25 protein-coding genes and 1 riboswitch are annotated in these 26309 nt (G+C 60.1%); of the genes, 11 read left to right on the top strand and 14 right to left on the bottom strand.

The window, feature by feature from the left end; genetic code table 11:
• Nucleotides 1-12 precede the first annotated feature (12 nt).
• Nucleotides 13-873, bottom strand: a complete 861-nt coding sequence (locus tag AC13RE_RS17395) for a LysR substrate-binding domain-containing protein (RefSeq protein WP_488563847.1) — start codon at nucleotides 871-873, stop codon at nucleotides 13-15.
• 125 nt (nucleotides 874-998) lie between these two features.
• Here AC13RE_RS17395 and AC13RE_RS17390 point away from each other — a divergent pair, with 125 nt between their 5' ends.
• A complete protein-coding gene (locus AC13RE_RS17390; RefSeq protein WP_488563846.1) occupies nucleotides 999-1859 on the top strand; it encodes an urea carboxylase-associated family protein in 861 nt (286 codons plus the stop codon).
• Between the two features lie 114 nt (nucleotides 1860-1973).
• Here AC13RE_RS17390 and AC13RE_RS17385 read toward each other — a convergent pair whose 3' ends face one another.
• The 6 genes from AC13RE_RS17385 to thiC all read right to left on the bottom strand — a co-directional run bounded on the left by AC13RE_RS17385 (nucleotide 1974) and on the right by thiC (nucleotide 6857).
• On the bottom strand, nucleotides 1974-2318 hold the full coding sequence (locus tag AC13RE_RS17385; protein ID WP_132717953.1) for a hypothetical protein: 345 nt from the start codon (nucleotides 2316-2318) through the stop codon (nucleotides 1974-1976).
• 161 nt (nucleotides 2319-2479) lie between these two features.
• A complete protein-coding gene (locus AC13RE_RS17380; RefSeq protein ID WP_488563845.1) occupies nucleotides 2480-3091 on the bottom strand; it encodes a thiamine phosphate synthase in 612 nt (203 codons plus the stop codon).
• Nucleotides 3088-3861, bottom strand: a complete 774-nt coding sequence (locus AC13RE_RS17375) for a thiazole synthase (RefSeq protein WP_488563844.1) — start codon at nucleotides 3859-3861, stop codon at nucleotides 3088-3090. Before AC13RE_RS17375 ends, AC13RE_RS17380 begins: the two co-directional genes overlap by 4 nt.
• A gap of 2 nt (nucleotides 3862-3863) precedes the next feature.
• Nucleotides 3864-4061, bottom strand: a complete 198-nt coding sequence (thiS, locus tag AC13RE_RS17370) for a sulfur carrier protein ThiS (protein WP_015342713.1) — start codon at nucleotides 4059-4061, stop codon at nucleotides 3864-3866.
• Nucleotides 4052-5029, bottom strand: a complete 978-nt coding sequence (thiO, locus tag AC13RE_RS17365) for a glycine oxidase ThiO (RefSeq protein ID WP_488563843.1) — start codon at nucleotides 5027-5029, stop codon at nucleotides 4052-4054. The genes thiS and thiO overlap by 10 nt, the downstream gene beginning before the upstream one ends.
• A 1-nt stretch (nucleotide 5030) precedes the next feature.
• A complete protein-coding gene (gene thiC / locus AC13RE_RS17360) occupies nucleotides 5031-6857 on the bottom strand; it encodes a phosphomethylpyrimidine synthase ThiC (protein ID WP_488563842.1) in 1827 nt (608 codons plus the stop codon).
• Between the two features lie 92 nt (nucleotides 6858-6949).
• Nucleotides 6950-7081, bottom strand: a riboswitch (TPP riboswitch).
• Nucleotides 7082-7689: 608 nt separating this feature from the next.
• Here thiC and AC13RE_RS17355 point away from each other — a divergent pair.
• Nucleotides 7690-8781, top strand: a complete 1092-nt coding sequence (locus AC13RE_RS17355) for a porin (protein WP_132717958.1) — start codon at nucleotides 7690-7692, stop codon at nucleotides 8779-8781.
• Nucleotides 8782-8996: 215 nt separating this feature from the next.
• On the opposite strand, the gene AC13RE_RS17350 is transcribed toward AC13RE_RS17355, so the two are convergent.
• Nucleotides 8997-9653 (bottom strand): TetR family transcriptional regulator, encoded by a 657-nt coding sequence (locus AC13RE_RS17350; protein ID WP_488482579.1) that lies wholly within the window; start codon nucleotides 9651-9653, stop codon nucleotides 8997-8999.
• Between the two features lie 755 nt (nucleotides 9654-10408).
• Between AC13RE_RS17350 and AC13RE_RS17345 the strand changes: the two genes are divergently transcribed.
• The 5 genes from AC13RE_RS17345 to AC13RE_RS17325 all read left to right on the top strand — a co-directional run bounded on the left by AC13RE_RS17345 (nucleotide 10409) and on the right by AC13RE_RS17325 (nucleotide 14733).
• Entirely contained in the window at nucleotides 10409-10981 is a 573-nt protein-coding gene (locus tag AC13RE_RS17345) for an RNA polymerase sigma factor (protein WP_488563841.1), read from the top strand.
• Nucleotides 10974-11426, top strand: coding sequence for a hypothetical protein (locus AC13RE_RS17340; protein WP_488563840.1), 453 nt, complete (start codon nucleotides 10974-10976; stop codon nucleotides 11424-11426). Before AC13RE_RS17345 ends, AC13RE_RS17340 begins: the two co-directional genes overlap by 8 nt.
• Nucleotides 11423-11875 (top strand): periplasmic heavy metal sensor, encoded by a 453-nt coding sequence (locus tag AC13RE_RS17335; RefSeq protein WP_488482580.1) that lies wholly within the window; start codon nucleotides 11423-11425, stop codon nucleotides 11873-11875. The genes AC13RE_RS17340 and AC13RE_RS17335 overlap by 4 nt, the downstream gene beginning before the upstream one ends.
• 75 nt (nucleotides 11876-11950) lie before the next feature.
• Entirely contained in the window at nucleotides 11951-13510 is a 1560-nt protein-coding gene (locus AC13RE_RS17330) for a DUF1800 domain-containing protein (protein ID WP_488563895.1), read from the top strand.
• Between the two features lie 2 nt (nucleotides 13511-13512).
• A complete protein-coding gene (locus AC13RE_RS17325) occupies nucleotides 13513-14733 on the top strand; it encodes a DUF1501 domain-containing protein (RefSeq protein WP_488563839.1) in 1221 nt (406 codons plus the stop codon).
• Between the two features lie 48 nt (nucleotides 14734-14781).
• Here the strand turns inward: AC13RE_RS17325 and AC13RE_RS17320 are convergent, their stop codons facing one another.
• Entirely contained in the window at nucleotides 14782-15963 is a 1182-nt protein-coding gene (locus tag AC13RE_RS17320; protein ID WP_488563838.1) for an MFS transporter, read from the bottom strand.
• Nucleotides 15964-16153: 190 nt separating this feature from the next.
• Here AC13RE_RS17320 and AC13RE_RS17315 point away from each other — a divergent pair, with 190 nt between their 5' ends.
• A complete protein-coding gene (locus tag AC13RE_RS17315; RefSeq protein WP_488482583.1) occupies nucleotides 16154-16867 on the top strand; it encodes a FadR/GntR family transcriptional regulator in 714 nt (237 codons plus the stop codon).
• Here AC13RE_RS17315 and aspA read toward each other — a convergent pair.
• Complete coding sequence (aspA, locus tag AC13RE_RS17310) at nucleotides 16839-18266, bottom strand: aspartate ammonia-lyase (RefSeq protein WP_488563837.1); 1428 nt, start codon at nucleotides 18264-18266, stop codon at nucleotides 16839-16841. The two genes, AC13RE_RS17315 and aspA, sit on opposite strands and share 29 nt — an antisense overlap.
• A gap of 273 nt (nucleotides 18267-18539) precedes the next feature.
• Between aspA and AC13RE_RS17305 the strand changes: the two genes are divergently transcribed.
• Both AC13RE_RS17305 and AC13RE_RS17300 read left to right on the top strand, forming a co-directional pair.
• Nucleotides 18540-19991: an amino acid permease gene (locus tag AC13RE_RS17305; protein WP_488563836.1), complete on the top strand. Its 1452-nt coding sequence runs from the start codon at nucleotides 18540-18542 to the stop codon at nucleotides 19989-19991.
• Nucleotides 19988-20950: an asparaginase domain-containing protein gene (locus AC13RE_RS17300; RefSeq protein WP_488563835.1), complete on the top strand. Its 963-nt coding sequence runs from the start codon at nucleotides 19988-19990 to the stop codon at nucleotides 20948-20950. The genes AC13RE_RS17305 and AC13RE_RS17300 overlap by 4 nt, the downstream gene beginning before the upstream one ends.
• Nucleotides 20951-21020: 70 nt before the next feature.
• Here the strand turns inward: AC13RE_RS17300 and AC13RE_RS17295 are convergent, their stop codons facing one another.
• Nucleotides 21021-21266, bottom strand: a complete 246-nt coding sequence (locus AC13RE_RS17295; protein WP_015342730.1) for an SMc00767 family acetate metabolism repressor — start codon at nucleotides 21264-21266, stop codon at nucleotides 21021-21023.
• Between the two features lie 26 nt (nucleotides 21267-21292).
• Nucleotides 21293-22582 carry an isocitrate lyase gene (gene aceA, locus AC13RE_RS17290; protein ID WP_488563834.1) on the bottom strand — a complete coding sequence of 430 codons (1290 nt, stop codon included), beginning with the start codon at nucleotides 22580-22582 and terminating at the stop codon, nucleotides 21293-21295.
• A 206-nt stretch (nucleotides 22583-22788) separates the two neighbouring features.
• Between aceA and AC13RE_RS17285 the strand changes: the two genes are divergently transcribed.
• Nucleotides 22789-24201: a helix-turn-helix domain-containing protein gene (locus tag AC13RE_RS17285; protein ID WP_488563833.1), complete on the top strand. Its 1413-nt coding sequence runs from the start codon at nucleotides 22789-22791 to the stop codon at nucleotides 24199-24201.
• A gap of 97 nt (nucleotides 24202-24298) precedes the next feature.
• On the opposite strand, the gene AC13RE_RS17280 is transcribed toward AC13RE_RS17285, so the two are convergent.
• Nucleotides 24299-25243 carry a sugar kinase gene (locus AC13RE_RS17280; RefSeq protein ID WP_488563832.1) on the bottom strand — a complete coding sequence of 315 codons (945 nt, stop codon included), beginning with the start codon at nucleotides 25241-25243 and terminating at the stop codon, nucleotides 24299-24301.
• On the bottom strand, nucleotides 25240-26298 hold the full coding sequence (locus tag AC13RE_RS17275; protein WP_488563831.1) for an ABC transporter ATP-binding protein: 1059 nt from the start codon (nucleotides 26296-26298) through the stop codon (nucleotides 25240-25242). The genes AC13RE_RS17280 and AC13RE_RS17275 overlap by 4 nt, the downstream gene beginning before the upstream one ends.
• Nucleotides 26299-26309 lie beyond the last annotated feature (11 nt).

The following is a 26309-nucleotide window of genomic DNA, read 5'->3' as shown; positions in this document are numbered from 1 at the left end:
CTGCTCCGGTGTCTACTTGTTCACGGAAACAAGCCAGTTGCGAAACGTTTCAGCATCGTTGGAAAGATGGCTGGCTTCGATCAGCCAATAGGATTTATCGGTGTCCAGTGCCGTATTGGATAGAGCAACCAGCGTTCCATTGCCCAATTCTTCTCCAATCAAGGCCGAGGGGCAGAGGCCCACACCTTGACCGCCGATGACCGAGCCGATCATCAAGCCGAAATCGGCAAAGATCGGGCCGGCTCTTGGAGGCTGGTGGATACCTTCGAGGGCGAACCAGCGTGTCCATGCGGCCGTCGTTTCATCGTGCAGGAGGTCGAGATTAAGGAGATCGGCTGGCGTCCTGATCGGTCCGTGACGGCGCTCATATTCTCTCGAACAGGTCGGCCGCGTTTCGGCCGTCAATAGCGAAATGGCATGCGTCGAAGGTCTTGGTCCGTGACGGATCAGAAGATCGACGCTTGCCTCCTCCGGCGTCCTCGCATCGAGCGCGTAGACGATATTGATCTGGATTTCGGGGTATTCTTTCTTAAATGCGGTCAGCCGGGGTATCAGCCAACGCGTGGCGACAGAAGCAATACAGGCCACGCTGACCGGCCGACTGTTGGTGGCAAACCGCAGCTGCCGGGCGGCGATATCGATATGTCCGAGGCCGTTTGCCACGGCAGCCCCGAATTCACGGCCGGCCATCGTCGCCGTGACACCACGGGCATGGCGCGTAAAGAGCTTGATGCCGAGCCATTCCTCCAAGGTACGCACATGCTGGCTAACGCCCGCGGCCGTGAGATTGAGCTCAGCTGCCGCCTTGGCAAAGCTCTCATGGCGAATGGCTGCCTCGAAGGCGCGAAGGGAGGCAAGCGGGACATGTTGCATTCCGCCAGGCTAAGTAAAACTTAGCCAAAGCGCAAGCGCGATCACCGTTGCGCAAGGAGCCGGTATCCTTACAGTGCTGCCGAAACGAATGTCTTTTTGTCAGTCGGTAAGGAATGAAAGCCGCCATGAACAGTATTTTCGATATGCCCGCACCCGCCGATGCCGAGGAGCGGCGCGGCAAGCCCCCCGTTGTCGTCTACCCGAACGGAACGCTGCCGCCGGTCGATATGGATGTGCTGCGCGCGGCAAGGCAAACAATGACCAAGATTGGCGAAACCGTCGTGCCCCCGCGTGAAGGCGGCAGTTTTCGCGTGCCGAAGGGACATTTCTTCCGGATTGTCAGCGTCGAGGGCGCGCAGGTGGGCGATCTCAATCTATGGAATGCTGCCGATCTTTCCGAGCGCTTTTTCAGCGGCAAGACGAGGGCTTTGCACGCCACCCATGTCGGTGTCGGCGATCGACTGTGGAGCACGCTGCCCTATCTGCGGCCAATGGCGACGATCACACATGATACGCTTGGCTGGTATGGTTGGGACAGGGATGGAGCCGGCGTCCACGATGTCATCGGCACGCGCTGCGATCCCTATACGAACCGGCTGCTGAAAGGCGACGACTATCACCATTGCTGCCATTCGAACCTGTCACGCGCGCTCGCCAAGGAAATGAACATCCCTGTCCAGGAGGCCGAGTTTCACGTTCACGACGTGCTGAACGTGTTCATGTGTACCGGATTTACGCGCGATACCCACCAGTATTTCATGAAGGCGAGCCCCGTTCGGCCGGGCGACTTCCTCGAGTTCTTCGCGGAGATCGATCTGCTCGGTGCGCTCTCCGCCTGCCCCGGTGGCGACTGTGGCAGCGAACATTCGAGCGATACGGAGCCCTGTTATCCGTTGCTGGTCGAAATCTGGCGGCCTGAGCCAGAAAGCCTCGTCGGGCGAACATTCCCGGAGCTTACTGCCTATCCGAGGACGCACGGACTATAATTTGCCGCATAAAATAAATTTGCCGGCGGTTGCGGCCGCCGGCGAATCCGAATCATCCATCAAACGATGCCTCCATTCGGGCGGACGCATCGTTTATTGCCTAGTTACAATTGCCTAGTTACAAACGCGAATGCGCTCGTAATGCCAGCCATAGTCATACTCGTTCTGGACGCGGCGATCCTCGTACCAGCATCTGGGCGGCGGCGGGGCGACTTCGTAAACCGGACCCCTGTTGCCAAGAGCGCCGCCAACAAGCAGGCCGCCGAGAAGACCGGCAGCAACGCCGCCGGCGATCGCGCCTCCATTGCCATGGTGGTGATGACGACGCCAATCGTCATGGCCGCGCCAATCACCGCGATGGCCGTCGTAATATTGTGCCTGTGCGCTGCTGACGGGCGCCAATGCGCCGCCTACGACCGTAGCGGCCAGCAAAACCGTAAGAACCGTCTTCTTTATCATGACTACCTCCAAAGCAGTCTTTGTGCTCAGCGAATACGCGAGTCATCTAATTAACGCCTTCAGCATGATTATGTTCAGCTGAATATTCAATGAATGGCCCGTTCATCGGGCAATAGCGGCTGGAAATAGCCCCTTGCATGGGCTCCTGAGGGGCGATCTTGTCAATTTGGAGGCGTCTGTCGGGTCGCCGCCACCCATTCGAGCGTTCGCGATTCGGGGTCAGGATTGCGGGTGATATCCGTTACGACCGCACCGATATCGGCGCCATGCTCGAATACAGCCGCAAGACGTTCGACCGTCAGGCCGCCGATCGCAACGAGAGGCCGATTGCCGATGCGCGCCTTCCACGCGCCGATCCGATCGAGGCCTTGGGGTGCCCAGGGCATAATCTTGAGGACGGTCGGATAGATCGGCCCCAGCGCTATATAATCGGGTTCGGCAGCAAGCGCCGTCTCCAGCTCCGCCTCGTCATGTGTCGAAAGCCCCAGCTTCAATCCGGCATCCCGTATGGCGGAGAGATCGGCAGAAGCAAGATCCTCCTGGCCGAGATGGATGAAATCGCAATCCTCCTCGATTGCCAGCTGCCAATAGTCGTTGACGATCATTTGGCACTCATGCGCGGCGCAAATTGCCTTCGCTTCGCGAATTTCGGCGCGGATCTCAGGCGTTGAGCGATCCTTGATGCGCAACTGTACCAGCTTGACGCCGAGCGGCACCAACCGCCTGATCCAGGCGGCGCTATCGACGATCAGGTAGAAGGGATCTAGCGTCATGCGAACACCGCCTTTCCGATCACTGGTGTCGATGGCACCGCCATATCGCGCGGCTCCAGCATGCCGGCGCCGTATGCCTGCCTGCCGGCATCGATGGCCTTGGCGAAGGCTTTCGCCATCGCGACCGGATCGCCGGCCCCGGCAACCGCTGTATTGAGTAGCACGGCATCGAAGCCGAGCTCCATGACGGTTGCTGCATGCGAAGGTCTGCCGATGCCGGCATCCACGATCAGCGGAACCTCGGGAAAATGTGCCCGCATCGATCGCAGCGCAGAGAGATTGAGCGGTCCGGCCGCCGTTCCGATCGGCGCGCACCAGGGCATCAGCACCTTGCATCCGGCTTCCAGCAGCCGCTCGGCGACGATGAGATCGTCCGTCGTGTAGGGAAAGACCTCGAAGCCGTCATCGGTGAGGATTCTCGCCGCCTCCACCAGCGCGAAGACGTCGGGCTGCAGCGTATCGTGATTGCCGATCACCTCGAGCTTGATCCAGTTGGTCCGAAAGACCTCGCGCGCCATTTTCGCGGTCAGAACCGCTTCGGATACGCCGTGGCAGCCTGCTGTATTGGGAAGGACGCGAACGCCGAGTTCGCGAATCATCTCGAAGAATGCGCCGCCATTACGCCCGCCTGCCGTTTCCCGGCGCAGTGATACGGTCACGATCCCGGTTTGCGACCGTTTGACGGCCTCCGCCAGTACGGCCGGGGAGGGGTAGCGCGCCGTGCCGAGAAGAAGGCGCGACGCGATTTGTGTTCCGTAGAGTTCAAGCATGGTCAGCCTCCCTGCATTGGCGTCAGGATCTCGATCCTGTCATCGTCGGTTAGGATATGGTCGCCGCGTTCCTCGCTATGGACGAGTTCGCCGTTGACGGCGGTTGCCAGCCACTCGCCCTCATATTCGAGAGCCGTGAGAAGTTGCGAAAGCGTCGTTGCTTCGACAATCTGCGCTTCGCCATTGATGATCAGGCGCATTGGCGGCTCCTTTCGTCGTGTCCGGAAAAGACGAGATCGGCGGCTTTCTCGGCCATGGCGGGTGCGAGCAGGAAGCCATGGCGATAGAGACCGTTGACAAGGATGGCTTTGCCCTGCCGCGTCACGCGCGGAAGGTTGTCGGGAAAGGCAGGGCGGATGCCGGAGCCGGTTTCGACCGCCGCAGCTTCGGCAAAGGCCGGATGCAGCGCATAGGCTGCGTTCAAGAGTTCCATCAGCGAACGGGCGGTGATCGGCCCTTTGAAGTCGGTCTCGATCATCGTCGCGCCGACCATGAACAGGCCTTTGCCGCGCGGCACGATATAGACCGGAAAACGTGGATGCAGCAGGCGGACGGGCCGCGAAAGCACGATTTCATCGCTCTGCAGATAGAGCATTTCGCCGCGAACCCCACGCAAATCGTGGATGCGACCGATGCGGGCGGCCCCTGTGCAGTCGACGATCTCAGAGAAGCTATGGTCATCCACGAGCACGTCGATAAAGGTGACGCCTTTTGCAGATAGATCGTCCTTCAACGATTGCAGGACCTCGCGGGGATTGAGATGTGCTTCCTGCGGAAAGAACAAGCCCTGGCGAAATCGGCCGGCAAGCGAAGGTTCAAGGGTGGCGATGTCGTCTTCGTCTACCCAGCGATAGTCCGTCGTGCGGCTGGCGAATCGCCTCAGTTCGTTTTGATCGCGGTTCGGCGCAACGACGAGCGTTCCATTGCGGATGATCTTGCCAGGCAGAATCGCTTCCCATCGATCGGCGGAATCACGGCCGAGCGTCAGCACAGCCTCATCGGCGCTTTCCCGCTCGCACCATGGCGCCAGCATGCCGCCGGCAAGCCAGGAGGCGGCGCAATGAAAATTCCGGCCTGGATCTGAGATCGTGACCTCCGCTCCGCGCCGGATCAGCTCGTGAGCGACCGTGAGGCCGGCAACGCCGGCCCCTTTAACGAGGATGCGCATGTCACTCGGCCGGCTGTGCAGGGGTTTCGACCGGCATATAAAGGTCTCCGCCCTCTCGATACTTGGCTGCCATGGCTTCCAGCCCTTCCTTCTGCGCTTCGGCGCGGATGTCGTGCGAAATCCGCATCGAGCAGAATTTCGGGCCGCACATCGAGCAGAAATGGGCCACCTTATGAGCTTCCTTCGGCAGGGTTTCGTCGTGGAAGCTGCGAGCCGTGTCCGGGTCGAGCGAAAGGTTGAACTGATCTTCCCAGCGGAATTCGAACCGGGCGCGCGACAGAGCATCGTCACGAACCTGCGCGGCCGGATGACCTTTGGCGAGATCCGCCGCATGCGCTGCGATCTTGTAGGTGATGACGCCTGTCTTGACGTCGTTGCGATCAGGCAGACCAAGGTGCTCCTTCGGCGTGACGTAGCAGAGCATCGCCGTCCCGAACCAGCCGATCATGGCAGCGCCGATGCCCGATGTGATGTGGTCATAGCCGGGCGCGATATCCGTCGTCAGCGGCCCGAGCGTGTAAAAGGGCGCCTCGCCGCAGACGGAAAGCTGCTTGTTCATGTTTTCCTTGATCTTGTGCATCGGCACATGGCCGGGGCCTTCGATCATCACCTGGCAGTCTTTTGCCCAGGCGATCTTCGTCAACTCGCCCAGCGTCTCCAGTTCTGCAAATTGCGCGGCGTCGTTGGCGTCAGCTATCGAGCCGGGGCGCAGGCCGTCGCCGAGCGAGAAAGACACGTCATAGGCACGGCAGATATCGCAGATTTCCTCGAAATGCTCGTAAAGGAAGCTCTCGCGATGGTGATGCAGACACCACTTGGCCATGATCGAGCCGCCGCGCGAGACGATGCCGGTGACGCGATTGACGGTAAGCGGGATGTAATGCAGCCGCACACCGGCATGGATGGTGAAGTAATCGACGCCCTGTTCGGCCTGCTCGATCAGGGTATCGCGATAGATTTCCCAGGTCAGTTCCTCGGCAATGCCGCCGACCTTTTCCAGCGCCTGATAGAGCGGCACAGTGCCGATCGGCAGCGGCGAATTGCGGATGATCCATTCGCGGATGTTGTGGATGTTACGGCCGGTCGAAAGGTCCATGACGGTATCGGCGCCCCAGCGCGCGGCCCAGACCATCTTCTCGACTTCCTCCGCCATGGAGGAGGTGACGGCGGAATTGCCGATATTGGCGTTGATCTTCACCAGGAAATTCCGGCCGATGATCATCGGCTCGCTTTCGGGGTGATTGATGTTGGCCGGAATGATCGCCCGGCCGCTCGCAACTTCCTGGCGGACGAATTCGGGGGTCACATGATCCGGAATATGGGCGCCGAAGCTTTCGCCATCGCGAATCAGGGCTTCTGCCTTCGCCTTGCGGCCGAGATTTTCGCGGATGGCGATGAATTCCATTTCCGGGGTGATGATGCCGGCGCGTGCATAGGCGAGTTGGGTGACCGCCTTGCCGTCTTTTGCCCGCAGGGGCTGCCGCTTGGCCGGAAACTCGGGCGTCAGCCGTTCGCCGGTGACGAAACCATTGTCTTCAGGGCGCACATGCCGGCCTTCATAAGCCTCGACATCGCCGCGGCCGAGAACCCAGTCGCGGCGCAGCTGAGACAGGCCTTCCTCGATGCGGATATCGGCGCCCTCGATCGTATAGGGGCCGGAAGAATCATAAACAATGACAGGCGGCTCGCCCGAGGTCGGATGGACGCTGATTTCGCGCATCGGCACGCGGATGTCCGGGTGGATCTCTCCGGGAACATAGATTTTCGTGGATGCCGGCAGCGGTCCAGTGGTTACGGTCGGAGTGAGGTTCTTTGCGGCAATATTCATGGTTTGAGGCTCCAAGTTGCAGTTGGAGACCCAGTCAATCAGCCGGAATGATGGAAAGACGCCGGCATGGAATCCACGCGGGAATCCGAAGCCTTCAAGCGCTCGCACCGTCCCTACGCCAGTATGAACTGGATCAGGTTCAACGGGTCACTGCGCCACAGGAGGCAAAGCCTCATTGTCCAGCAGTATCTCAGCCCCTTGCCGGGACCCCCCTGGTGAATACGAAAAGGCTATGCCTTACCCTTGTTCTCTGTCAACCCCGCAACGACGGTCGCGTTTTCTCAATCGATTGACCAATGTGGCGCGGGGGCGGCGTGGATTCTATTGGGGCGAGCCTCCGATAGGCGCATCATCATCTTCGATGACGCTGCTCTTGATTCATGCCCGTTCCCGCATAGATGGTGCGGATGAAAACTCTGGATCGCGAGCCTCATTGGGGAAGCCTGTCTCGATTTGGTGCGAATTCTTAAACCTTGGCGACGCCGACTATTCCGGCAGTAAAAGGCGCAGCCAGCCGCCCGTTGCATTTAAGCAACAGCAATCAAGTCTAATGCCGGGGCAGGTTTCACAGAATTGACAAACATACGGGCTGTTTGTAAACCAAATATAGGACATAAACTGTCTTACGGACGAGCAATCGGCCGGATCGGTAGAGGCATTTCAAAACCTTTGCCGCGGGGTGAATTATGGAGGTTAGAGGGGACTCAAGCCGACATCAGGTGCGTATCTGCCGGACTGCCCGGTTGCGTTCAAACCGACGTAATCCTCAGGGTGGTGTTCCAGCTTTGTACTCGCGGTAAATTGGAATGCATATTGCAACCAGGAGTTTAAAATGAACATCAAGAGCCTTCTTCTCGGCTCCGCTGCTGCGCTGGCAGCAGTTTCTGGCGCCCATGCGGCTGACGCGATCGTCGCTGCTGAGCCCGAGCCGCTGGAATACGTTCGCATCTGCGACGCCTACGGCGCTGGCTACTTCTTCATTCCAGGCACCGAAACCTGCCTCAAGATCGGCGGCCGCGTCCGTACCGAAGGCGAGTGGTACGATGCCTACAACCCGAACAGCCATAACGGTACGCTGTGGCACACCCGTGCGGAGCTGAGCGTCGACACGGCAACCGACACCGAATACGGCCCGCTGAAGACCAACACGGTCATCCGTTGGGATTGGAATGACGGCAACTCCACCTCCACGAAGCTGCTGTTCGCAAACATCAGCCTTGGCGGTTTCCTCGTCGGTAAGGCTGACTCGCAGTACAACTCCTACATCGGTTATGCCGGCGACGTCATCAACGACGACGTGATCTATGACGGTCCGTACGAACTCAACCAGTTGACCTACAACTACGACGCCGGCAACGGCTTCACGGCTGTGATCTCGGTCGAAGACTCGAACTCCAGCGGTTCTGGCGCTTCCTATGGCTCCAGCTGGTGGTCTGACGACAAGGGCAACCACTACGCTCCCGACGTCGTTGCCGGTGCTGGCTTCAAGTCCGGCGCATGGGGCTTCAAGGTCGTTGGCGGTTATGACTCGATCGTCGAAGAAGGCGCCATCAAGGCTCGTGTCGATGCTGACTTCGGTACCTTCTCGGCCTTCTTGATGGGCGGCTGGAACACTGACGGCGACAAGCTGAACAAGTATGCCGGCACCAACCTCGATCGTTCGGCTTGCCCGGTTAACGATGCATCGAAGTGCGGCTGGGGTGACTGGGCTGTTTGGGGCGGCGTTGGCGTTCCGATCAACGAAAAGCTGAAGTGGAACCTGCAGCTCGCCTACACCGACTCGAAGATCTTTGCCGCAACCACCAACGTCAAGTGGAACCCGGTCAAGAACCTGCTCATCGAGCCGGAAGTCTCCTACACCAACTTCGATTCTGTGAACCAGGATCAGTGGGCTGGTATCCTGCGCTTCGAGCGTAGCTTCTAATATTGAATTACCCGGCTCAATGCCGGGTAAGAGAAGCCTGACGTTCCAATCCGTCAGGCTTCTTTCATCGATCGGTTGACCTCCGATCAAAGCAAAGGATCTGGCTTTCCCTCCGGATCCTTTTTTATTTCCAGCTTTGGGGAATCGGTTCAGCTCCCGGCAGAGGCTTAAAACCGCCATCGTTGGTTCTCTTCAATTCCGAAGGGAAAACCGTTCTAGGCTTTTTCCGGTATCATCGCGGCAATCGCCAGCTCCTGCGCCTGTGCCAGCGGGAACCAGGTCTTCAGCACCATCTTTATGAACATCTGTCCACACGGGACCAATTCGAAGCTGCCTCGGTCGAGGGTCCATTCGGTGATCAGGCCGCCGATGACCGCTGTCAATGCGGAAGAGGCGGTATCCGGCGTCCAGGGAGCCGGAAGTTTCGTCTTTTCATCCATAAGGGTGAATATGCGTTCGAAATTTTCATGCATGTCGTGCCGAAACGAACTCGCCCGGCTCGTGGTGCCGTCGCAAAACGCCATGTCGAGATGCATCATAACTTTCAGCATGCTGCGCTTGCGCGGGTCGCTGTGAATATCGTCAAATATCGCGGCAATGGTATCGGCGATGAGATCAAGCGGGTTGGGCGGCAGTTCCTTCGACATCCGCTCCGCGAGATCCTTGAACGGCTGCTGGGCCTCGTCGCGAATCGCAAACATCAGCCCTTGCTTGTTCTTGAAATGCCAATGCACTGCCCCCCGCGTGACACCGGCGGCTACGGCTATCTCTTCCAGGCTGACATTCTCGTAGCCCTTGTCGAGAAACAGAGCTTTTGCGGATTGCAAAATCTCGTTCCTCGTTTCTGCCGCCTCCTCCTTAGTTCGCCTCATTCACCTCTCCACAGAAACCGATGTTCAAGCTGCGCCCCTCTTATTGATATTCTTCTTCCATCATACCGTTCAGTGCTGGAGCCCATATACCAGCGATGCTCAACGGAGTGGAGGTATTTATCTATCCTCAAAAATTGAGCAAGCAAATCGTAACAGAATATATCCTGTCAAGCGCTATAAGCCATGCGCAAGTTTGCGTGAGCAATTTCCCCATCTTGTGAAGCGAAAATCGGAAAGTGTAGGTGCTGATATAGCCCTGATGCGAAATATATTGGCCGGCGATCCCCGATCCGCTTGTTCCGGAAGCGATGTAGCGTTCAAGTTGAAACCTATGATGCATTTTAGCCCGCGGCGTTCGCAGATCCGTCAGCTCATATCGATCATCGAGGTCTTGATCCCACCGTCATGCGGCGGGTCTGATCGCCATGGCTTTGGTCGAACACTGGTGGGACCGATCGTCAAGCGATCTGCTGCTGTTCCGACCTAGCTTGAGCTTTCGTCTGTCTTCTTGCAAGCTGACGATAGCTCGAGCGCAAATCGTCTTTCAGCGTGGAAAGAGAATTCGAAAATTCCTGGCATAAGAGCGACGGATTTGCATAAGCGCCGCGTTCAATTCTCGTGAACCCGCGTTTGATGTCGAAGGATGATACGCTGACCGAGATGCTGCGATCCAAGTGGCACTGTTTGCCGGCTGTAAGGCTGAGGCCGAGGTGCCATGCAACTATCGCAGTGAATTGGAGCGGTGGCGATTGTCGATGAAGTGGGATCGCGCGCCCAAGAGTGGCGACCAGGATGAGGATCTGCTTGGCCGAATCGCTGCGGGCGATGTTTCGGCAATGCGCATGATGGTCGCGCGGCAATTACCGCGCATCGTCGCCGTCGCGACCCGCATGCTTGGCGATGCGGCCGAGGCCGAAGATGTGGCGCAGGAGACGTTTTTGCGCATCTGGCGAAATGCCGGCGGCTGGCGCCAGCGCAATGCGCGCTTCAGCACCTGGGTGCATCGTGTGGCGATCAACCTTTGCTATGATCGCCTGCGCCGCCGCAAGGACGTTCTTGGCGAACATCCGCCTGACATCGAATATGAAGGGCCGGCGCCGGATGCGGACTTGATGAGCGAGGACGATCCGTCGAGACGTGTCGAACGGGCCTTGCAGATGATTGCGTCCCGGCAGCGCGAGGCGATCATTCTGGTTTATTACCAGGCGCTGTCGAACGCCGAGGCGGCTGAGGTCATGGATGTCAGTGTCGATGCACTGGAAAGCCTGCTTGCGCGTGGAAGGCGCTCCTTGCAGGTGCTTTTGTTGAAGGATGAGGGCGATGGTTGAAAATATCGCGGGTCCGATGAATGCCGAACGGTTCGAAGCGCTGACTGCGGCCTATGGCGGCGATATCGGCCGATGGCCGCAGGCCGAGCGCGCGGCCGCACGGGATTTTGCCAAGGGCACCGCCGCCGCGCAAACACTTGCGCGCGCCGCCGATCTGGATGCGCTGCTCGACACCTACGTCGTGAAGCCTCGTCACACCGGCCTGGAAGAGCGAATCCTCGCAAAGCTCGTGCGGCGCCTGACGATACGAAACTGGTTCCGCTTCGGGTCGGCCGGGATCGGCCTTGTGGGGATCGGCATCGCCGGCGCGCTTGCCGGCAGCATTGCAATTGCCGTCTTGGTTCCGAGTCTGACATCCGATACCTCGATCGTCTCAGATGGAACCGCGACCATGTTCGGCGATATCGGACCGGATGCAGGCATAGCGCAGCAGGACAGCCAATGACGGACCGAAGCTTTCGAATAGTGGTTATCTCTCTGCTGGTGCTGAATACGTTCCTGATCGGAGCGTTGGCCGGTGGCGGCCTGACATGGATCCGCAAGACACAGGCGCGTTCCGAAATGATGCCGCTCGCCGGCGAGCAATTGCCATCGGCCCAGAAGAAGGCCTTGCGTGCCGCGCTCAGCGAAGCACGCAAGGGCGAGCGCCAGACCATTCTCGAGGCGCAGCAGGCAAAGATCGATGCAGCCTCCATCCTCGGTCAACCCACGCTCGATACGGCGGCGCTTTCGGCGGCGCTGGCAAGGGCGCGCGATGCCGATATGGCCCTGAGGGCGAAGGTCGAACAACGTGCCGTCGATTTTGCGGCAACGCTTTCCTACGACGAGCGTCGGGCGCTATCGGAAAGCCTAGTCCGCCGTAGCATGCCCAAGGCTGCCGCTGCCACAAAATGATCACACTTGCCGAGCGACGGATCGAAACCAAGCCTGCGTTAAAGGAGCATGTCTGAAGCAGGAGTTGGCAAGGCCATGGCACAGCAGTCCAATGATGTTTACGCCGCGCTCGCTCTTTCCCGTTTCGGGTTAGGGGCAGACCACAACGGCACCGCTTCGATAGCAGCCGATCCGCGCGGTGCATTGCTGGAAGAAATCACCGAGCGTTACGTCCCGGTTCCGGTCGGGCCGCAGCTGCAATCCACAGCCGATCTTCTCGTTTCTCTCTATGCGTTCCAGGAAGAGCGCAAGGAGGCCAGACAGCAGGCCGCAGCCGCTGTCGCCGCCGTGCCGCAGGACAAGCAGATGCAAGGGCCGCGGCCGCCGCAGAAGCCACCGGTGCAGCCTCCGGGTGCCATGCCAGGGCAGCAGAACAATCAGGCAATGGCCACTCCACCGAACAATCAGGCCCAGCCGAATAACCAAGCCATGGCGGCTGCCATCGGCAAGGCAGTCGAGAAGCTGGAAAAGCCTGCAATGCCCTACCTGCCACAGCAGGTCCTGCTGGCGGAAGTGGAAGCCCGCTTCAACGGCACTATCCGGCAGCCATTGATCGGCTTTGGCGAGCGGCTTGCCATGTTCTGGGCAAACCATTTCGCGGTCGCCGTCTCGAAGAGCGAGGAAGTTCATATCGTTGCCGGCGCCTTCGAGCGGGAAGCGATCCGGCCGCACGTCTTCGGCCGTTTCGCTGATATGCTATTCGCCGTCGAGACCCATCCGGCCATGCTTGCCTATCTCGACAACCAGCAATCGATCGGGCCGAACTCGAAAGCCAATGCCAACAAAAAGCGTGGCTTGAACGAGAATCTCGCCCGCGAGACGCTGGAACTCCATACACTCGGCGTCAATGGCGGCTATACGCAGGCCGATGTGACGACGCTTGCCAGGATCATCACCGGCTGGACGGTGGCACGCGCCGACGGCAAACTCGGGACGCCGGGCACCTTCGTCTTCAATGCCGGCGCGCACGAGCCTGGCGATCAGACGCTGCTCGGTCTCACCTATGCGGACAACGGCGTGGGGCAGGGGCGGGAGGCGCTGCGCGATCTTTCCCGCCACCCGGCAACGGCACAGCATATCGCCACCAAGCTCGTTCGCCATTTCGTCGCCGATACCCCGCCGCCAGGACTTGTCCAGACTGTTACGGCGACCTTCAGCAAGACGGATGGTGATCTTTCGGCCGTCTATCGGGCGCTCGTCGGCTCCGAGGATGCATGGAACCCGACACTGTCGAAGGTTCGCTCTCCGCTCGAATTCTTGACCGCACTTTTGCGGGCAAGCGGCGAGACACCGAAGCCGAATGTCATCCTCGGCGCGTTGACCGCCATGGGCCAGCCTTTCTGGGCGCCAGCCGGCCCTAACGGCTTTGCCGACACCGCCGATGTCTGGGCTTCCAGCGAGAGCCTGAGCATGCGTATGGATGTCGCCAATATGATTGCGAATGCGGTGCCGCCCCAGGTCGATCCCCGCAGTTTCGTGTCCGACAGCCTGGGGCCGCTTCTTTCGAATGAAACGCTACAGGCGGTATCGCGTGCGGAAACCCGCAAGCAGGGCCTGACGATCGCTTATCTTTCCCCCGAATTTCAAAGGCGCTGACCATGACCTGCGAACTCATGACCCCCACCCGTCGTGCCGTGCTTGGCGCATCCGGCGCGTTGTTTGCCTGGGCCTTCATCCCGCGCTTCGTCCATGCTGCCGGCGGACGCGACCCACGCTTCATCACTATCATCCTGCGCGGCGCGCTCGATGGTCTGACAGCTGTCCCGCCCGTCGGCGATCCGGACTACGCGGCATTGCGGCAAGCGATCGCCCTGACGACGAGCGGCCCAGACGCGGCGTTGCCGCTGGATAGCTTCTTTGCCTTGCACCCGTCGATGCCGAATTTCAACAGGCTCTATCGCGCGGGGCAGGCGGCCGTCGTGCATGCCAGTGCGACGCCCTATCGCGATCGGTCCCATTTCGACGGTCAGGACGTGCTGGAGTCCGGTTACGAAATGCCCGGCCGCGTCGAATCCGGATGGCTGAACCGGATGCTGGAGGGCCTTCCGAAGGGCGATAAGGTTTCACCGGGAGCTTCGGAGATCCGAGGCCTCTCGGTTGGTGCCAATGCACCACTCGTTATTCGCGGCAGGGCGCCGGTACTCGGCTGGTCGCCGTCGACCCTCCAGCCGGTGAGCGATGATCTACCGCCGCGGCTGATGGATCTCTACAACCACACCGACCCGCTCTTTGCGAAAATCCTCACTGAGGGCATTTCGACCGGCAAGATCGCCGCCGGCCTCGATGTCAAGGCGAAGGGAGGGCCCGGCGATCCCACTGGCATGGAACAGATGGCGAGAGGGGCCGCGCGCCTGTTGGCCCAAGACGATGGCCCTCGCGTCGCAGCACTGGCCTTCGAAGGATGGGATACCCATGCCGGAGAGGTCGATCGGCTGAACAAATTGCTCGTCGGGCTCGACAATTCCTTTGCCGCTTTCCAGCAGGAGCTTGGTCCGGCCTGGAAAGATACGGCCATTCTTGTCGCAACCGAATTCGGGCGAACGGCGCAGGTCAACGGTACACAGGGCACCGACCACGGCACTGGAACGGCCGCCTTCCTCGCCGGCGGCGCGATCAGGGGTGGCCGGGTCATCGCCGATTGGCCCGGTCTCAAGCAGGCGCAATTGCGCGATGGCCGCGATCTTGCCGCCACGACGGATCTGCGCGCTGTCGTCAAGGGTATCGCGGTCGATCTGCTTGGCGCGTCACCGGCGCTATTGACGCGCGCTGTCTTCCCGGGCTCCGATCACGTCCTGCCCATGAAAGGGCTGATCGCCTGACTTGTATGCCGGCGGCCGGTGTTAAGGACCGCGGCCTTCCAATAGAAATTACGTGAGAGCGGTGTTTGGAGGAACGGCGCCGCTTCGCCTTTCGCTCGTAGCCGAGAGGATGGCAACCACGCAGGCCAAGGCAAGGGTGATCGCGCCGAGCACCGGCAAACTGCGATAGCCATATCCGCTCTCGAGCAGTGCAGCACCGACGCTTGCTGCGATCGCGATCCCGATATTGAACCCGGACGGAATGAGCGAGGAAGCAAGGCCTGGTGCATCGGCGGTCCACATCAGGATGCGAGCCTGGATAGGGGTGCCGATGGCAAAATTAAGCGCGCCCCAAACGAAGATCGCCACACTCATCGGCAAGGGGTAGGGGCTGACCAGATAAAGGACGACGAGTATCGCGGATTGAATGGCGAGCATCGCGATAAGCGAGGGCATCAGCTTCCAGTCCGAAAGCCTGCCGCCGATCACAACCCCCAATGTCGCTCCGACGCCATTGAGCAGGAGGACCCAGGGAATAAGCATGGCATCAAGGCCGGTCACTTCACGCAGCAGCGGCGTTATGTAGGTGAACGGCACCATCTGGCCGATCATCAATGCGAGCATCATGATGAGAGATGTCCAGACCTGCTGGCGGCCGAGAACACGCACCTCTCCGCTCAAATGGCCGGATTGCTGAGTTTCTGCCTTCGTCTGTGGGATCAAGACCCATATCGCGGCCAATGCGAGGACGCCAACCAAGGTCATCGCCCAAAACGTCGTTCGCCATCCCCAAAGTCCACCGATCGCCGCGCCCAGAGGAACGCCGACAATATTGGAGACCGTCAGTCCTGCAAGGATCACGGAAACCGCACGTCCTCGAAATTCCGGTGGGACGAGGCCGACCGCGACCACCATCGCAATGCCGAAATAAGCGCCGTGGGCAATTGCGGTCGCGACGCGGAAGAGGAGCATGGCGGCGAAATCGGGCGCAAGCGCGCAGGCGATCTGACCCAGGCAAAAGGCGATCATCAGAGCGACCAGAATGGTCCGGCGCGAAACCTGTCGTGTCGCCATGGTCAGGAGCGGCCCGCCGAGTGCAATTCCCAGCGCGTAACCCGATACTAGATAGCCAGCAAAGGGGATCGAGACATCGAGACCCTGCGCCACGTCCGGAAGAATGCCCGCGATGACGAACTCGGTCGTGCCGAAAGCAAAGGCGGCCAGAAACAAAGCGAAGAGCGGTAAGGGCACGATGACGTTCCACATAAAGGAATAGGGATTTCTTTATATCGCCGGCGAAGGCGGTATCAAGTGCAAGTTGTTGCCGATGGCGTTATCAACATAAAGTCGGTTTTTCGAATTGTGTTGCGGCCCGGCGAGCAAACGCCATTTCGTGAGCCGATCCTTGACAAGCGCGGAATGTTTGTGAAGTTTGACTGTCATGAGTGAGGTGGCTGATTGGTTATCTTATACAAGTCCGATCAGTCGGAAAAACGCTGCCGAAGCAGTGTTTGATGATATTCGTTCGGCGATAACATCGGGACGGTTGGCGGTCGGGATGCGGCTGCCCGCCGAGTCGCAGCTTGCCACGCGTTATGGTGTCAGCCGCCCGATCATCCGCGAAGCACTCCGGTCGCTTCAGACGCTCGGCCTAACCCAGACACGTACCGGCAGCGGCACCTATGTCGTCACGGCGACGCCAGGTCCGGAGCTCCGCTATGGCGGCTATTCCGCGCGCGACTTGATCGAAGCGCGTCCCTTCATCGAAGTTCCTGCCGCCGGCTGGGCGGCGCTGCGGCGCACAGAGCAGCAATTGGCGCGATTGCTTGAACTTTGCGATGAGATGGACCGGGAAGAAGACCCTTTGAAGTGGGTAACTCTGGACTCGGAATTCCATTCGATGATTGCCGAATCTTCCGGAAACGCCGTCTTTGCCAAGATCGTTTCCGACGCCCGTGATGCACTGATGCGCCAATCGGAGCTCGTCAACATGATGGCGCAGCGCCGCGTGGCCTCGAATGTCGAGCACCGCCGCATCGTCGAGGCGATTGCGGCGGCATCGGAGGAGGGGGCCATCGCGGCGATGGAGGCCCATCTCGGTCAGGTTAAGCGCGTGGTGACCACGATCATCGGCGAGGATCAGCCGCATCGTTGAGAACAGCGGGCAAGTTGGCGAGGCGCTCCGGCCGTAGTGCCTCGAAGAGCTCCTCCGCGGTCAGGTATCCATGGTCCAGCACGATTTCCGGCACTGTGCGTCCGGTTGCCAGCGCCTCCCGAGCAACCTTGGTTGCAGCCTGATAGCCGATCAACGGATTGAGTGCCGTGGCAAGGCCGATTGACTCCTGCAGGCGCTGCGCCATGAGAGCCGGATTGGCCGTGATGCCATCGACGCAGCGTTCTGCAAGGATATGGCAGGCGGCGGTCAGATGCATGATGCTTTCCGAGAGTGAGCGCACGATGATCGGTTCGAAGGCATTGAGCTGCAACTGGCCTGCTTCCGCCGCCATCGTCACGGTGATGTCGTTGCCGATGACTGAGAAGGCCACCTGATTGACCATTTCCGGGATCACCGGATTGACCTTGCCGGGCATGATGCTCGAGCCCGCCTGCATCGCCGGCAGCGTGATCTCGCCGATGCCGGCGCGAGGACCGGAAGAGAGCAGGCGCAAGTCATTGCAGGTCTTCGACAGCTTGACCGCGACGCGCTTCAGTACGCCGGAAAGATGGACGAAGGCGCCAGGATCCTGCGTTGCTTCGATGAGGTCGCTTGCGGTGACCAGCGGGCGGCCCGTCAGCCGGGCAAGATGGGTGCAGGCAAGGGCGGCATAGCCGACAGGCGCATTGAGGCCGGTGCCGATGGCAGTAGCGCCGAGATTGACCTCATGCAGAAGGGCGGCCGATTCGATCAGGCGGGATCGATCTTCCCCGAGCATGACGGCAAAGGTTCTGAATTCCTGACCAAGCGTCATCGGCACGGCGTCCTGCAGCTGCGTGCGGCCGATCTTTAGAATGCTGTCGAATTCCTTGGCCTTGCGCTCGAAGGCTTCCTGCAGCGTTTCCATTGCCGCCGCGAGATTGTCGATCGCTTCGATGAGCGCGACATTGACGGCCGTCGGATAGGCGTCGTTGGTGGATTGGCTGAGATTGACGTGATCGTTCGGATGAAGGTGAGCATAGTCGCCTTTGGCATGGCCGAGCAGTTCGAGCGCGCGGTTGGCGATGACCTCATTGGCGTTCATATTGGTGGAGGTGCCGGCGCCGCCTTGAATAACGTCGACGACGAATTGGTCGTGAAGCTCGCCGGCGCGGATTTCGTGGCAGGCGCGCACGATTGCATCGAGCTTGTCTTCGCTCAGCAAACCCAGCTCGTGATTGGCAAGAGCCGCTGCTTCCTTGACGAAGGCCAAGCCTCGGATGAGATGCGCATAGCGGCCGATCGGTGTTCCCGTCACCTGGAAATTCTCCACGGCTCTTGCCGTGTGCACTCCCCAATAAACCTCGGCGGGAATATCCTTCTCGCCCAGCAGGTCATACTCGCTTCGCGTCTTGACCACATTATCCTCCTACATGGAAATCAAGCTAAATCTGTCAAGCTGTATGACAGATTTAGAAATCTGTTATCCCTTAGCTTACGCCCCGTCAATAAGTGTCGTTTGGCTTGACCCGTCGTTATTTCTGTGTCTAAGAGGAAATCTGTCATACAGCATTACAGCATGACCGGCGATCGTTAAGCTCGATCGACGGCCAGATTAAGGCAACGGCATCCGGTCGGGTGCAACATCAGCACCCCGGATCCGCTCATGGACAAACGGCTCGAGGGAGGAGCAATGTCAGTCGAACCTATTCAGAATATTCCGGCAGATCGCCGGCCGCCGGTCAATGAGGACCTTGGCTATCACAAGGCCTTGAAGCCGCGGCAGATCCAGATGATCGCCATTGGCGGCGCGATCGGCACAGGTCTCTTCCTTGGCGCAGGCGGACGCCTTGCCGCGGCAGGCCCGGCTCTCATCTTCGTCTATGCGCTCTGCGGTTTCTTTGCCTTTTTGGTGCTGCGCGCGCTTGGCGAGCTCATCATGCACCGCCCGAGTTCCGGCTCCTTCGTTTCTTACGCCCGCGAGTTCTACGGCGAGAAGATGGCCTTTGCTGTCGGCTGGATGTACTGGCTGAACTGGGCCATGACATCGGTTGCAGATGTGACGGCTGTTGCCCTCTATATGAACTTCTTCAAGCACTACGTTCCCTGGCTTGCGGGCATCGACCAGTGGGTTTTTGCGCTGATCGCGCTGATGGTGGTGCTGGCCATGAACCTTCTGTCGGTGAAGGTCTTCGGCGAGCTCGAATTCTGGTTCAGCCTGATCAAGGTTCTGGCGCTGGTCAGCTTCCTCGTCATTGGCATCTATTTCGTCGTCTCGGGTACGCCGATTGCCGGTCATTCCGCTGGTTTCAGCATCATCAGCGATAGCGGCGGTTTCTTCCCCAATGGCATCTTGCCGGCCTTCGTCATCATACAAGGTGTGGTCTTTGCCTATGCGTCAATCGAGCTGATCGGCACGACGGCAGGTGAAACGGAAGATCCACGCAAGATCATGCCGGGGGCGATCCGCACGGTGGTTGCGCGCCTGCTGATCTTCTATGTCGGCTCGGTGCTGCTACTGTCGCTGCTTCTGCCCTACACGGCTTACAAGGCGGGTGAGAGCCCATTCGTCACCTTCTTCGGGACGATCGGTATCCAAGGTGCCGATATCATCATGAATCTCGTCGTGCTGACGGCCGTTCTGTCCTCGCTCAATGCCGGCCTTTATTCGACGGGTCGTATCTTGCATTCGATGGCGGTTTCGGGCTCAGCGCCGGCAGCGCTCGCCAAGATGAATAAGGCCGGCGTGCCCTATGTTGGTATCGCCGTGACGGCTGTCGTGACCGTCATCGGTGTGGCGTTGAACGCCGTCGTGCCGTCGGCCGCTTTTGAGATTGCCCTCAATATCTCGGCGCTCGGCATCATCTCCGCCTGGGGCGTGATCATATTGTGCCAGCTGAAGCTCTGGAGGTTGTCGCAGCGCGGCGAGATGGCCCGCCCGGATTTCCGCATGTTCGGCGCGCCCTACACCGGTATCCTGACGCTCGTCTTCCTCTTTGCAGTACTGGTGCTGATGGCGCTCGACTATCCCGTCGGCACGTGGACGATCGCCTCCCTCATCCTGATCGCACCGGCTCTGGTCATCGGCTGGTATCTGCTGCGTGACCGCATCTATTCGCTGGCGGCCGAGCGGGGTCAGTCGTGACGGCAGGGCAAGCCAACCCGCTGGTGGCAGTCATTGCCACCGGCGGCACCATTGCAAGCGAACGCACCGAGAGCGGCGCCAGCATCCCTTCACTGACGGGGGAGAGCCTGCTGGCACTGCTCCCGGACATGCCTGTCGATCTCAAACCCATCGAGCTGATGGCAAAGGATTCGGCGAGCCTGACGCTCGCCAACATGCAGGAGATCAGCGACAAGGTTGGCGAGTTGTTTGCCGACGACGCCATCAACGGCATCGTCATCCTGCACGGCACAGACGCTATGGAAGAGACGGCGCTGCTCGTCCATCTGCAGCATGGCCTGAATAAGCCCGTTGTGTTTACCGGTGCGCAATTTACCGCTGATCATCCCAAGGCAGACGGGCCTGGCAATCTTGCCGCTGCCGTTGCCGCCGCCATCGATCCGGCCAATGCGGGCCGCGGCGTGCTCATCTGTTTCGGCGGCCGTCTGCTGCCGGCCTGGGGGCTTTATAAACACTCTTCTGATGTTGCCGACGCTTTCCGGCAATCGCGGCCGCTCGAAAATCCGCCAAGCCCGTGCCTTGCGGCGGCACTTGATAACGTGCGGATTGATGTTGTGGCAATCTACCCTGGCTGTGACTCCGTGCATGTGGATGCGAGCCTCAGGGCCGACGCCCATGGCATCGTTCTGGCTGCCCTCGGTTCCGGCAATGCCAATTCGCGTTTGGTCGAAGCCGTCAGGCGGTGTGCCGATGTCGGTGTACCCGTCGTGGTTTCCAGCCGCGTACCGGATGGATTGCTCGTTTCCAGCTATGGCGGCGGCGGTGGCGGACATGATCTTGCTGCGGCCGGTGCAATCCATTCCTCGACGCTACGCCCGGGGCAGGCGAGAATTTTGCTGGCAGCCCTCGTCGCGTCCGGCGCGAGTGAGGAGGCGATCGAACGCGCGTTTTCAGACTTCGTCCGCGACGCGACGCCCTGATTGCAGCCACGAAAACGGGCCGCCCGTCGATTGACGGCGCGGCCCGAATATTCGCTGAATACTGTCTTCGCTACGCCGTTTGCGTTGCCTTGGCGACGACGACGGGGATCAGGAGATCGCCCCAGTTGCCGTTGCCGCCGTGGTGGCGGGCCGAGCGGACCAGTTCGACCGAAACGCCGGCCTCGACCGCATTCATGACGGTCTGGTTGAGGCGATGCAGCTCATTGGCCAGCATACGGATGACCGCCTGCTGATCGGCATTCATGGTGAGAGATTGCTCCTCGGCTCTCTCGCGAACGCGTGCTATCGATGCCATGTCATTCTCCTCCTAAGATCCTGATATCACTCTGCTGCCGGTTTGAATTGGGCATGCTCGGTCGATCCGTGCATGGCCGTTGTCGATGACTGCCCGCCGGTGATCGCCAGCGAGACCGCATCGAAATAGCCCGTGCCCACTTCGCGCTGATGCTTGGTGGCGGTGTAGCCATTGGCCTCGGCTGCGAATTCGGCTTGCTGCAGCTCGGAGTAAGCCGCCATCTGGCGAGCCTTGTAACCGCGGGCGAGCTCGAACATGCCGAAATTCAGCTGGTGGAAGCCGGCAAGCGTTATGAACTGGAACTTGTAGCCCATCGCACCCAGCTCGCGCTGGAACTTGGCGATCGTCGCGTCATCTAGGTTCTTCTTCCAGTTGAAGGACGGCGAGCAATTGTAAGCCAACAGCTTGCCGGGATGGACCCGATGCACGCCCTCGGCAAATTTACGCGCCTGCTCGAGATCCGGCTTCGACGTCTCACACCAGATGAGGTCGCAATGTGGCGCATAGGCGACGGCACGGGCGATGCAGGGCTCGATACCGTTCCTGACCTGATAGAAGCCTTCGACCGTCCGGCCGGCGTCGTAATCGACGAAGGGCTGGTCGCGCTCATCGATATCCGAGGTCAGAAGTTTGGCGGCCTCGGCGTCGGTACGCGCAACCACGAGGGTCGGCACGCCCATGACGTCGGCGGCAAGCCGTGCCGCATTGAGATTGCGGATATGGGCCGCCGTCGGAATGAGGACCTTGCCGCCGAGATGACCGCATTTCTTCTCCGATGCCAGCTGATCCTCGAAATGGACGCCCGCGGCACCCGCCTCGATATAGGCCTTCATGATCTCGAAGGCGTTCAGCGGACCTCCGAAGCCTGCCTCAGCATCGGCGACAATCGGTGCGAACCAGGTGTCGACGGAAAGCCCTTTGCCTTCGGCAGTCTCGATCTGGTCGGCGCGTTGCAGCGTGCGGTTGATGCGCTTGGCCAGCTCCGGTCCTGCATTGGCAGGATAGAGCGATTGGTCGGGGTACATGGCCGAGGCCGTATTGGCGTCGGCGGCAACCTGCCATCCCGAGAGATAGATCGCCTTCAGACCGGCGCGAACCATCTGCATGGCCTGGTTGCCCGAGAGAGCGCCGAGCGCATTGACGAAATCCTCTTCGTGAATGAGCTGCCAGAGGCGGCTCGCGCCCATCTCGGCCAATGAATGCCGGATGGTAATCGAGCCGCGCAACCGCTCCACATCCGCGGCCTGATAGGGGCGCTCGATACCATCGAAACGCCCGGCAGGCGCGCTGGGAACCAGTTTGTAAAAATCTGTCATGCGATTCTCCCGATACTTCCTCTCGATCCTCCGATCGATCTCGATTGCACGACTATTTTTACAACATCGATGCTGCAAGAGCGAGGAAAACTAGAAATCGCCGTTAGATAAAAGGGTTATGATGTGTTATTGTTGACATCGGGCTTCGGTAAAGTTGTAAATCTTGTAAAAGATTGCCGACTCGAGAATTGTAAAAGGTATGACACATGGTTGAGCGCAAGATATTTGCCGGGCCGAAGGTTCGACGCATCCGCATGGGCCTCGGTCTGACGCAGACGACGATGGCGCAGGCGCTTGATATCTCGCCGTCCTATCTCAACCTCATCGAGCGCAATCAGCGGCCACTAACCGTGCAGCTGTTGTTGAAGCTGTCGGCGGTCTACAAGGTTGATCTCGACGAATTGCAGGGCGAGCAGGGCGGCAGCGCAGGGCAATTGCGTGAAGTCTTTGCCGACCCGTTACTGGCAGGCGAGATCCCTGGCGATCAGGAGCTGATCGAGCTCGCCGAAGCAGCGCCGAATGCGGCAAACGGCATGATCCGGCTTTATCGCGCCTATCGCGAGCAGGCCGCAAGACTGTCCGATCTCGCCGAGCTTCTAGCTCGCGAGGGCAGGGTTGCCGAGGTCGCCGGACCGCGCCTGCCGCTTGACGAGGTTCACGATCGCCTGCAGTCGCGCCCGAATTTCTTCGCCCGCATCGAAGATGCTGCGGAGACCTTCCATGAACGCCTGTCGCCCGGCGACGACCTGGCGGGCGCATTGAAGGCATGGCTGAAGGCTGAGCATGGCATCGCGGTACGCCTGTTGCCGGTGCACGCCATGCCTGGCTTGCGTCGGCGCTATGACCGGCATTCGATGCGGCTTTTCCTGTCGGAGCGTCTGTCGCCCTTCGATCAGATCCGGGAGATTGCGACAGAAGTCTCTCTTTTGGCCCTGCGCGAGGAGATCGCCGCCGAGCTGACCTCCCTCGCGCTTTCGACACCAGAAGCCAACCGCATCGCCCGTTTCGAGCTGGCACGCTACGCGTCCCATGCGCTTCTGATGCCCTATGGTGCCTATCTCGCGGCAGCGCAGCGACTGCATTATGATATCGAAGCCCTCGGCGCTCGCTTCGGCGTCTCCTATGAGCAAGCCGCCACGCGGCTGAGCAGCCTGCAGCGACCAGGCGCATCCGGCATTCCGTTTTTCCTGATGGAGATCGACAATGCCGGCCATCGCCTGCGCAAGGCGGGCGCCCAAGGCTTTCCGCAGGCCCGTTTCGGCGGCGCCTGTCCGAAGCTCAATATCCACGCCGCCTTCGCTCAGCCCGGGCAGATATTGGTGGACGCTACCCAAATGCCTGATGGGGCTGGTTTTCTGACCGTATCACGAACGATCGAGGGGCCGCGGGCCGATTTCGGCGAAAGGGTACGCCGCACCGCACTTCTGATCGGCTGCGATATCGCCCATCGCGACGAGGTGGTCTATGGCAAGACGCTCGGCACCAATCAGATCCCAATCGGCCCCGCCTGCCGCCTATGCGAGCGTCAGGGTTGCCTGGCGAGAGCAGAACCGCCGGTCACGCGTCCCCTTGGCCTCGATGAAGTGGCGGCCGGTCTCAGTGTGTTCGATTTTCAGTGACTGCATTGATTGTCACCGCTCGAAAGAAGGCCGGAGCCTCGCCGTGACGAGTGGAAGACGTGGCCTCATCGAGAATGCTGCGCTTGCGACCGAGCTTTCAACCCAACTGGGATCGGCGGATCACGTTGGCCCGCGTCGGTGCCCCGGATCGTCCCCCAAAGGACTCGCATTTGATGGCGGCGGCGATAGAGGAAAAGCGGATTGCGTCTGCCGGCGGCATACCTTCTGCCATTGCGAGAGCGAAGGCGCCGTGGAAGATGTCGCCGGCGGCGAGCGTATCTACAGCCTTGACGGAAATGGTCGGGCAATGCGCGACGGCTTTGTTTTGTTCGTCGAACCAGTAGCTGCCGGCAGCACCTGCCGTCACGCAGATGAAAGCGTGGTCGAACCGCTGTTTCAGGCGATGCGTCATGGCAGACGCATCGCTTGTTCCCGTCAGGCGATGGGCGGCCGGTTCGGAGAAAACGATATGGGTCGCTTCCGGTGCCAGTTGCTCGATGACGCCATCAGGCGCCACATCGCCGTCGAGAATGGCAGGCTTGCCCATCGCTCTGGCAGCTTTGAGAACCTGCAGTGCCATCGCCGGCCAGCGAACGTCGACAAGTACGGCATCGAATGCAGCGATATCGCCAGCCGTGAAATCTTTCACCGTATGATGCAGTTTCGGATCGTAGAAGGGAACGATCAGCCTTTCGCCGTCATCGTCCACCAGGATCGTCGAGACGGCAGAGCGTGCGCCATCCACGCGCAGCATGCCGTCCACATCGATGCCGGAAGCACCGAGATCGCGGATAATGCGCTCGCCGGTATCGTCGTCGCCAACGGCACCCCATAGGCTCGCCTCGCCACCGAGGCGCGTAACGGCATAGGCCGCGCTGGAGGCCATGCCTTCCGCGATCTGCAGCATGTCATAGGGCAGAACCTTTCCCTGACCTTGGGGAAGGGTGCGGACGCGAAAAAGCGTATCGAGAACGGCAGCGCCGACGCAAAGAATATGCCTGGGCGTGCCGAAGGGTGGATCGAAGACGGATGGAGCGGTCAAAGGCGCTTTCCGCTCGCCTTGTCGAAAAGATGGATGCTGGCCGGATCGATGCCGATTTCGATCTTGTCGCCGAAGCGAATGTTCAGACGTTCGCGGAACAGGCAGGAGATTTCCTCGCCGCCGCAATCGAGCTTGGCGTAGATCTCAGATCCCGTGCCTTCGACAATGCCGACCCGGGCTGGCAGGCCACTTGCCGTTGCGCGGATATGTTCGGGCCGGATGCCATAGACAAGCGGACGTCCACCGTGCTCTGCGATGGCAAAGTTTTTCGGCAAGGGTAGGATGAGGCCCTTGTCGCTGCGGAAGACGCCTTCCTCGATCCTGCCGTCGATGAAGTTCATCGAGGGCGAGCCGATGAACCCGGCGACAAAGAGATTGGCCGGTCGGTCGTAAAGATCGAGCGGCGCGCCGACCTGTTCGATAAAGCCACCATGCAGCACGACGATCTTGTCGGCCATGGTCATCGCTTCCACCTGGTCATGCGTCACGTAGATCGTCGTCGTGCCGATGCGCTGATGCATGGATTTGATCTCGCCGCGCATCTGGACGCGCAGCTTTGCATCGAGATTGGAGAGCGGCTCGTCGAACAAGAAGACCTGAGGATCGCGCACCAGTGCGCGGCCCATGGCGACGCGCTGGCGCTGGCCGCCGGAAAGCTGACGAGGCAGGCGATCCAGCAGATTTTCCAGGCCGAGGATGGATGCCGCCTTCTGTACCTTGGCTGCGATTTCCGAAGCGTTTGCCTTTTTCAGTTTCAGCGCAAAGCCCATGTTTTCAGCGACCGTCATATGCGGATAGAGCGCGTAGTTCTGGAAGACCATCGCGATATCGCGGTCGCGCGCCGGCAGATGGCTGACCTCGCGCCGGCCGATGTGGATTTCGCCCTCGCTCACCTCTTCGAGCCCGGCGATCATGCGCAGCAGGGTGGACTTGCCGCAGCCCGAAGGGCCGACAAGGACGACGAATTCGCCATCGGCGATATCGACGCTGATGTCATGAATGACCTTCACCTGGCCGTAGCGCTTCTGGATGCTCTGTATATTGACGGGTGCCATGAATGTGATCC

The organism is Martinezella sp. CNPSo 3959 (assembly GCF_057784355.1).
The sequence above is the reverse complement of the archived record's forward strand: the minus strand, read 5'-3'. Positions and strand labels throughout refer to the sequence as shown.

What these genes read in the sequence shown, in the direction of transcription:
- AC13RE_RS17355 (WP_132717958.1), top strand. Translation starts at nt 7,690, where the DNA reads ATGAACATCAAGAGCCTTCTTCTCGGCTCCGCTGCTGCGCTGGCAGCA.
- AC13RE_RS17335 (WP_488482580.1), top strand. Translation starts at nt 11,423, where the DNA reads ATGACGGACCGAAGCTTTCGAATAGTGGTTATCTCTCTGCTGGTGCTG.
- AC13RE_RS17325 (WP_488563839.1), top strand. Translation starts at nt 13,513, where the DNA reads ATGACCTGCGAACTCATGACCCCCACCCGTCGTGCCGTGCTTGGCGCA.
- aceA (WP_488563834.1), bottom strand. Translation starts at nt 22,582, where the DNA reads ATGACAGATTTTTACAAACTGGTTCCCAGCGCGCCTGCCGGGCGTTTC.
- thiO (WP_488563843.1), bottom strand. Translation starts at nt 5,029, where the DNA reads ATGCGCATCCTCGTTAAAGGGGCCGGCGTTGCCGGCCTCACGGTCGCT.
- thiC (WP_488563842.1), bottom strand. Translation starts at nt 6,857, where the DNA reads ATGAATATTGCCGCAAAGAACCTCACTCCGACCGTAACCACTGGACCG.
- AC13RE_RS17285 (WP_488563833.1), top strand. Translation starts at nt 22,789, where the DNA reads ATGGTTGAGCGCAAGATATTTGCCGGGCCGAAGGTTCGACGCATCCGC.
- AC13RE_RS17305 (WP_488563836.1), top strand. Translation starts at nt 18,540, where the DNA reads ATGTCAGTCGAACCTATTCAGAATATTCCGGCAGATCGCCGGCCGCCG.
- AC13RE_RS17340 (WP_488563840.1), top strand. Translation starts at nt 10,974, where the DNA reads ATGGTTGAAAATATCGCGGGTCCGATGAATGCCGAACGGTTCGAAGCG.
- AC13RE_RS17330 (WP_488563895.1), top strand. Translation starts at nt 11,951, where the DNA reads ATGGCACAGCAGTCCAATGATGTTTACGCCGCGCTCGCTCTTTCCCGT.
- AC13RE_RS17375 (WP_488563844.1), bottom strand. Translation starts at nt 3,861, where the DNA reads ATGCTTGAACTCTACGGAACACAAATCGCGTCGCGCCTTCTTCTCGGC.
- AC13RE_RS17385 (WP_132717953.1), bottom strand. Translation starts at nt 2,318, where the DNA reads ATGATAAAGAAGACGGTTCTTACGGTTTTGCTGGCCGCTACGGTCGTA.
- AC13RE_RS17395 (WP_488563847.1), bottom strand. Translation starts at nt 873, where the DNA reads ATGCAACATGTCCCGCTTGCCTCCCTTCGCGCCTTCGAGGCAGCCATT.
- AC13RE_RS17380 (WP_488563845.1), bottom strand. Translation starts at nt 3,091, where the DNA reads ATGACGCTAGATCCCTTCTACCTGATCGTCGATAGCGCCGCCTGGATC.
- AC13RE_RS17295 (WP_015342730.1), bottom strand. Translation starts at nt 21,266, where the DNA reads ATGGCATCGATAGCACGCGTTCGCGAGAGAGCCGAGGAGCAATCTCTC.
- AC13RE_RS17315 (WP_488482583.1), top strand. Translation starts at nt 16,154, where the DNA reads ATGAGTGAGGTGGCTGATTGGTTATCTTATACAAGTCCGATCAGTCGG.
- AC13RE_RS17390 (WP_488563846.1), top strand. Translation starts at nt 999, where the DNA reads ATGAACAGTATTTTCGATATGCCCGCACCCGCCGATGCCGAGGAGCGG.
- AC13RE_RS17345 (WP_488563841.1), top strand. Translation starts at nt 10,409, where the DNA reads ATGAAGTGGGATCGCGCGCCCAAGAGTGGCGACCAGGATGAGGATCTG.
- AC13RE_RS17350 (WP_488482579.1), bottom strand. Translation starts at nt 9,653, where the DNA reads ATGAGGCGAACTAAGGAGGAGGCGGCAGAAACGAGGAACGAGATTTTG.
- AC13RE_RS17275 (WP_488563831.1), bottom strand. Translation starts at nt 26,298, where the DNA reads ATGGCACCCGTCAATATACAGAGCATCCAGAAGCGCTACGGCCAGGTG.
- thiS (WP_015342713.1), bottom strand. Translation starts at nt 4,061, where the DNA reads ATGCGCCTGATCATCAATGGCGAAGCGCAGATTGTCGAAGCAACGACG.